This is a genomic window from Myceligenerans indicum, assembly GCF_016742955.1.
In the GTDB taxonomy this organism is placed as follows: Bacteria; Actinomycetota; Actinomycetes; order Actinomycetales; family Cellulomonadaceae; genus Myceligenerans; species Myceligenerans indicum.
Map to the genome: position 1 here is coordinate 1 of NZ_JABBYC010000091.1, position 6,331 is coordinate 6,331.

4 protein-coding genes and 1 pseudogene are annotated in these 6,331 nt (G+C 72.6%); all 5 read left to right on the forward strand.

The window, feature by feature from the left end; genetic code table 11:
* Positions 1 to 131 precede the first annotated feature (131 nt).
* Complete coding sequence (locus HGK34_RS21585; RefSeq protein ID WP_201851363.1) at positions 132 to 1,286, forward strand: Gfo/Idh/MocA family protein; 1,155 nt, start codon at positions 132 to 134, stop codon at positions 1,284 to 1,286.
* Positions 1,283 to 2,686, forward strand: a complete 1,404-nt coding sequence (locus HGK34_RS23090; RefSeq protein ID WP_372433177.1) for a dihydrodipicolinate synthase family protein — start codon at positions 1,283 to 1,285, stop codon at positions 2,684 to 2,686. Before HGK34_RS21585 ends, HGK34_RS23090 begins: the two co-directional genes overlap by 4 nt.
* Positions 2,683 to 3,690 (forward strand): sugar phosphate isomerase/epimerase family protein, encoded by a 1,008-nt coding sequence (locus tag HGK34_RS21600; protein WP_201851365.1) that lies wholly within the window; start codon positions 2,683 to 2,685, stop codon positions 3,688 to 3,690. Before HGK34_RS23090 ends, HGK34_RS21600 begins: the two co-directional genes overlap by 4 nt.
* A gap of 16 nt (positions 3,691 to 3,706) precedes the next feature.
* Positions 3,707 to 5,719, forward strand: a complete 2,013-nt coding sequence (locus HGK34_RS21605) for a heparinase II/III domain-containing protein (RefSeq protein ID WP_201851367.1) — start codon at positions 3,707 to 3,709, stop codon at positions 5,717 to 5,719.
* Positions 5,720 to 5,779: 60 nt separating this feature from the next.
* Positions 5,780 to 6,331, forward strand: a pseudogene (locus tag HGK34_RS21610) (hypothetical protein); the annotation flags it as partial.

Consider the following 6,331-nt stretch of genomic DNA (forward strand, 5'->3'; position numbering starts at 1 on the left):
CCTTATCGTCGGCAGCGTCAGATGTGTATAAGAGACAGACTCCTTGTCCCACCCTCGCGACTCCTTGCGCTACCCTTGGGAAAGCGCATTCCGCAAGGAGCCGCCCAGAGAGCACGACGAAGGAGTCCCCCATGACACGCACCCTGCGCATCGCCATGAACGGCGTGACCGGCCGCATGGGCTACCGACAGCACCTGCTGCGCTCGATCCTGCCGATCCGCGAGCAGGGTGGCGTCACCCTGGCCGACGGCTCGAAGGTCCAGGTCGAGCCGGTCCTCGTGGGCCGCAACGCCGAGAAGCTCAAGGAACTGGCTGCCAGGCACGACGTCGAGCACTGGACCACCGACCTCGACGCCGCCATCGCCGACGCCGACGTCGTGTTCGATGCCGCGATGACCAACCTCCGCCCCGCCACGCTCACCAAGGCGATGAAGCAGGGCAAGCACGTCTTCACCGAGAAGCCCACCGCGGAGACGCTGGAGGAGGCGATCGAGCTCGCCCGGCTGCGCGAGGAGACGGGCGTGACGGTCGGCGTCGTGCACGACAAGCTGTACCTACCCGGCCTGGTCAAGCTGCGCCGCCTGGTGGACGAGGGCTTCTTCGGCCGCATCCTGTCGATGCGCGGCGAGTTCGGCTACTGGGTGTTCGAGGGCGACATCCAGGCCGCGCAGCGCCCGTCCTGGAACTACCGCCGTGAGGACGGCGGCTCCATGACCACCGACATGTACTGCCACTGGAACTACGTCATGGAGGGCATCGTCGGCCAGGTCAAGTCCGTCACCTCCAGGACCGCCACGCACATCCCCACCCGCTGGGACGAGCAGGGCAAGGAGTACACCGCCACCGCCGACGACGCCGCCTACGGCATCTTCGAGCTGGAGACCCCGGACGGCGACGACGTGATCGCCCAGATCAACTCCTCCTGGGCGGTGCGCGTCTACCGCGACGAGCTCGTCGAGTTCCAGATCGACGGCACGCACGGCTCCGCCGTCGCCGGCCTGAACAAGTGCGTGGCGCAGCAGCGCGCCCACACCCCCAAGCCGGTGTGGAACCCGGACCTGCCGGTCACCGAGTCGTTCCGCGACCAGTGGATGGAGGTCCCGGCCAACGGCGACCTGGACAACGGGTTCAAGGCGCAGTGGGAGGAGTTCCTGCGCGACGCCGTCGCCGGGCGGCCGCACCGCTTCGACCTGCTGTCCGCGGCGCGTGGCGTGCAACTCGCGGAGCTGGGCCTGCGGTCCTCGGCCGAGGGCCGCCGCGTCGAGATCCCGGAGATCACGCTGTGAACGGGGCGAGGCTCACCCTCCCGGTGTTCGACGACGCCGGGTCGCTGACGGGGACCGAGGCCGTCGACCTGCGGGCACCGGGCCCCTGGACACTCCCTGACAGGCCGTTGACCAGCCGTGTCGCGTTCGCCGCGGCGCACGTCGTGCCGCATCCCGGAGCCACGAACGTCCCCGGTGAACCGGCATCGGTCGACTGGGACAGCACCCTGGCCTACCGCCACCGCATCTGGTCCTACGGCCTCGGCGTCGCCGACGCGATGGACACCGCCCAGCGCGGGATGGGCCTGGACTGGGCCGCGACGCAGGAGCTCGTGCGGCGGTCGGCCGCGGACGCCGCGGCGTTCCGCTCGACGTCGGCCACCGGGCACGCCGCCCGGGTCGCGTGCGGCGCGGGAACCGACCAGCTCTCGCCGGAGGCCGTAGCGGCCCTCGAACCGGGCGAGGCCGGGCTGTCCGCCGTCGTGGACGCGTACCGCGAGCAGGTGCACGTGGTCCAGGACGCGGGCGCACAGGTCATCGTCATGGCGTCGCGCGCCCTGGCGCGGGTGGCCCGCGGCCCCGAGGACTACGCGCACGTGTACGACGCCGTTCTCGCCGAGGCGGACCAGCCGGTGGTGCTGCACTGGCTCGGCACGATGTTCGACCCGGCACTGGAGGGCTACTGGGGTGCGACGTCGGTGGACGACGCCACGGCCGTCTTCCTGGACGTCGTCCGGGCCCACCAGGCGAAGATCGACGGCGTGAAGGTGTCACTGCTCGACGCCGCGCACGAGGTCGGGCTCCGGCGCGCCCTCGCCGCACTGGACCCGGTCGCGATGCCGGCCGGGTTCGGGGTCGCGGACGACGACGGCACGGACGGCCCGGCGGGGAGCGCGTCCGGCACCACGTCTCCGGGTGCCGCCCTCCCGGACGCCTCGGCCCAGGACGGCACCGCCCACCCGGGCGACCGCCTCGCCCGCCCGCGCCTGTACACGGGTGACGACTTCAACTACCCGGAACTCATCGCCGGCGACGAGCAGGGACACTCCGACGCGCTGCTCGGCATCTTCGCGGCGATCTACCCGGCGGCATCCACGGCGCTCCAGGCGTTCGACGCCGCCGCCACGGGCGAGCCCGGCGCCGCGAAGCGGGGACACGACATCCTCGCGGCGACCGAGTCGCTCGGCCGTACGATCTTCGAGGCGCCGACGTACTACTACAAGACGGGGATCGCGTTCCTGTCCTGGCTGAACGGATTCCAGCCCGCTTTCTCGCTGGTGGGCGGACTGCACGCGGGCAGGTCGGTGGCACACCTCGTGGAGCTGTTCCGGCTGGCCGACGGCTGCGGCATGCTCCTGGACCCGGAGCTGGCCGGGCGCCGGATGGCCGCCTTCCTCACGGTGAACGGAGTGAACGCATGAGCGGCAACACGACCGGCGACACGGCCGGCGGCTCCGCGGGAGCGGGCGCCGGCGCGCCGACGGCGCCCACCGTCCCGACCGACCTGCGGCGGGCGTCGCTGAACACCGCCACGATCAAGCACGCGACACTCGCCGAGGCCTGCGAGGCGGCGGCGACGGCGGGCTTCGGCGCGGTCGGCCCGTGGCGTGACCGCGTCCAGGAGGTGGGTGCGACCCAGGCCGCGAAGATCATCGCCGACGCCGGCCTGGTCGCGTCGTCGCTGTGCCGGGGAGGGTTCCTCACCGCCCGGGACGACGCCGGGATCTCCGCGGCGCTCGACGAGAACAGGCGGGCCTTCGAGGAGGCCGCGACGATCGGCGCTCCGGAGCTGATCTTCGTGGTCGGCGGGCTCCCCGCGATGTCGGCGCCGGGGGCGGGGCCACGCCCCGACGCCGGGCCGGAGGACCGGGATCTGGTGGCGACCCGCGCACGGGTGGCGGACCGGCTCGCGGACCTGGCGCCGATCGCGCGCGAGCACGGTGTGCGGATCGTGCTGGAGCCGCTGCACCCGATCTTCGCGGCGGACCGTGCCGTGATCTCCACGCTGGGCCAGGCCCTGGACCTCGCGGAGCCCTTCGCGCCCGAGGAGGTCGGCGTCGTCGTCGACACCTACCACGTGTGGTGGGACCCGGCTCTGCCCGAGCAGATCGAGCGAGCGGGCAGGGCGCGGCGGATCGCGTCGTACCAGGTGTGCGACTGGATCCTGCCGCTGGCCGCGGAGCCGCTGAACTCCCGCGGGCACGTGGGCGACGGCTACATCGACTTCGCGACGATCTCCGGATGGGTGCGCGAGGCCGGGTACACCGGCTACGTCGAGACCGAGATCTTCAACGAGGAGGTCTGGGCGGCGCCTCCCGCGGCGACGGCGGCGACCGTCCTGTCCCGCTACGAGCGGCACGTCCATCCCCACCTGACGACGGCCTCACGGGCCCCGGTTCGTCCGGCGACGAGAGCGAACCGCTGAAGGAGAGGATTCCCCGATGACCCGCCTGCCCGCACCCGATGTCACCGATCGAGCCTTCTGGACCTCCGAGCGGATGGGATCGGCCCTCGCCTCCGCGGTCGAGAACGCCGCGAGCGCCCTCGGCACGCCCTGGCCCGAGGCCCGGGTCGCACAGTTCGCCCGGTTCTGGCGCGACGGCGACCGCAAGGACTACGAGGGCAACGTCATCGCGCGGCAGCACCGCCTCACCTATGCCACGCTCGCCGCCCTGCACACGGGCGACGAGCGCTTCCTCGACGAGGTGATCGACGGCGTGATCCTCCTGTGCGAGCAGTCCACCTGGTGCTGGGCCGCCCACGAGCACTCCTGGGAACGCAACGGGTATGTCGTCCCCGACGTCACCGATCCGTGCCTCGACCTCGGGGCGGGCGAGGTCGCCGGGCAGCTCGCCTGGGTGGACCACCTGCTCGGGCCTGCCGTCGACGAGCGTGCCCCCGGTGTCCGGGCGCGTATCCGGCACGAGGCACGGCAACGGGTGCTGCGTCCGTTCACGGATCGCCGCGACTGGTGGTGGCTCGGGATCGAGCAGCCGCTGATGAACTGGAGCCCGTGGATCCAGAGCAACGTCCTGGCGGCCGCGCTCGCGCTCGAGGACGACGCGGCGCGGCGCCACCACATCGTGGAGCTCGTCGATCAGGGCATCGCCGCCTACTGGGACTCGCTACCGGCCGACGGCGGGATCGACGAGGGCTATCACTACTGGTGGCAGGGCGCGGCCCGCGCACAGGAGGCGCAGGACCTGCTCGACCACGCCCGCGCACGGCACGCCCCGGCGGGACCGGTCCGGGCACATGGGTCGGCCGACGGCCCGTCCGGAGCCTCCTCCGACGGCGACGGAGACGGCTCGCGCGCGGCGTCCGGCGCCGCGGAGGTCCGCGCCGAGACGATCCGGCAGATCATCGCCTTCCCGCACCGGATGTTCCTGGGGCGCGACTGGTACGTGGGTGTCGCGGACAGCCCGGCTCGACCGATCTGGACCTGGCCGTGGAACCTGGTGCACTCGTGGGCCCGCCGGGTCGGGGACGACGACGCGGCACGGCACGCGGCGTCGTACCGCGGTCGCCCGGAGATCCTGTGGGACGAGCGGGTCACGCTGTCCCGGGCCGTGCTGATGCTGTGCGACGACGACTGGAACGCCCTGTCCGCCGGGGCCACTCCGCCGCTGGTGGGCGAGGTGTGGCTGCCGGAGACGCAGGTGGCGCTCGCCCGGTCGCGGCCGGGTGCGGTCGAGGGCGTGGCCGTGTTCGTCAAGGGTGGGCACAACGGGGAGAACCACAACCACAACGACGTCGGCGAGGTCATGGTCGCTCTGGACGGCGTGCCCGTGGTGGTCGACGCCGGGAAGCCGACCTATCGCGCCGGGACGTTCGGCGACGAGCGTTACGAGCAGTGGCCGATACGCTCGGCCTGGCACAACGTCCCGCAGGTCCGCGGCGCGGAGCAGTGTGCCGGCCCCGAGTTCGCGGCGCGGTCCATGACCGTCGCCCCGCCCGGCACTCCCGACGGCTCCTGGACCGCACGGCTCGACCTCGCGGGGGCCTACGCCGTCGACGGTCTGGTGGCCTGGTGGCGCGAGGTGACGCTGGACCGCGCGACGGAGTCGGTCACCGTCAGGGACGCGTGGTCGTTCTCCGAGGACGCCCGTAGGGGGATTCCGGCGGCCGTGGAGCACGCGGCGGCCACGCCGTCCCGGGCGGCACCGGGTGGTGACCGGCCGACGGTTCTGCACTGGCTGCTGGCGGGGGACGTGGATCTCGATGCGACGTCCGGACGAGCCACGGTCCGGCATGCTGCGGGCCGGCCGGACCCCGAGGTCCGCTCGCTCCGGATCACCTGGGACCCCGAAGCCGCGGACGCCGCGCTCGACGTCCGCGAGATCGACGACGACGAGCTGTCCGCCGTGTGGGGCGAGCGCCTGACCAGGCTCTCTCTGATTCCCCGCGACCAGTCGCACGGCGGGGCCCTGGCTGTGGGCTTCGCGCTGGCCTGACCGAGGTTCACCCGCTGCCGCCATGTGGAACGTACTGACGATCCCGTAGTATCACCGACTGTGATTCGGCTGGGAGCGCTCCGGCTTCTCGGACTCGCCCTCCTCGCGGTGGGTCTCGCCGGTGCGGCCGGAACGGCTGCGGAGGCGTACGGGCACCAGGGGCTGAGCGTCGACGCCGAGGGCGCCACGTTCGACCAGTGGCACATCTCCGTGGACGCCAGCCTGGAGTACACGGTCAGGCCGCTGGACAGCCAGGGCAGCACCTACTTCCGGCGCACCCTGGACACCAAGGAACGGTACGCGGGCTGGGCCGCCTTCGAGGAGGCGCCCCAGACGTTCCCGGACGGATACTGCGTCACCTGGGTCCGCCTCGACCGCTACGAGTGGGGCGAGTGGATGGACGGGCCGGCCTGCACGACAGCTCCGGCGGAGCCCGGGCAGCCGGCCGGCGATCCGACCGAGGACCCGACGGCCGCCTCCACGCCGGACGCCGGGCAGACCTCGACGCCCACCGCCACGCCTGCCACGCCCGCCCCGGCGAAGCCGGAACCCGCGCCCAGCCCCTCCGCCACCGAGCCGACGCCGGACCCTGTCTCTTATACACATCTCCGA

What these genes read in the sequence shown, in the direction of transcription:
- HGK34_RS21600 (WP_201851365.1), top strand. Translation starts at nt 2,683, where the DNA reads ATGAGCGGCAACACGACCGGCGACACGGCCGGCGGCTCCGCGGGAGCG.
- HGK34_RS21585 (WP_201851363.1), top strand. Translation starts at nt 132, where the DNA reads ATGACACGCACCCTGCGCATCGCCATGAACGGCGTGACCGGCCGCATG.
- HGK34_RS21605 (WP_201851367.1), top strand. Translation starts at nt 3,707, where the DNA reads ATGACCCGCCTGCCCGCACCCGATGTCACCGATCGAGCCTTCTGGACC.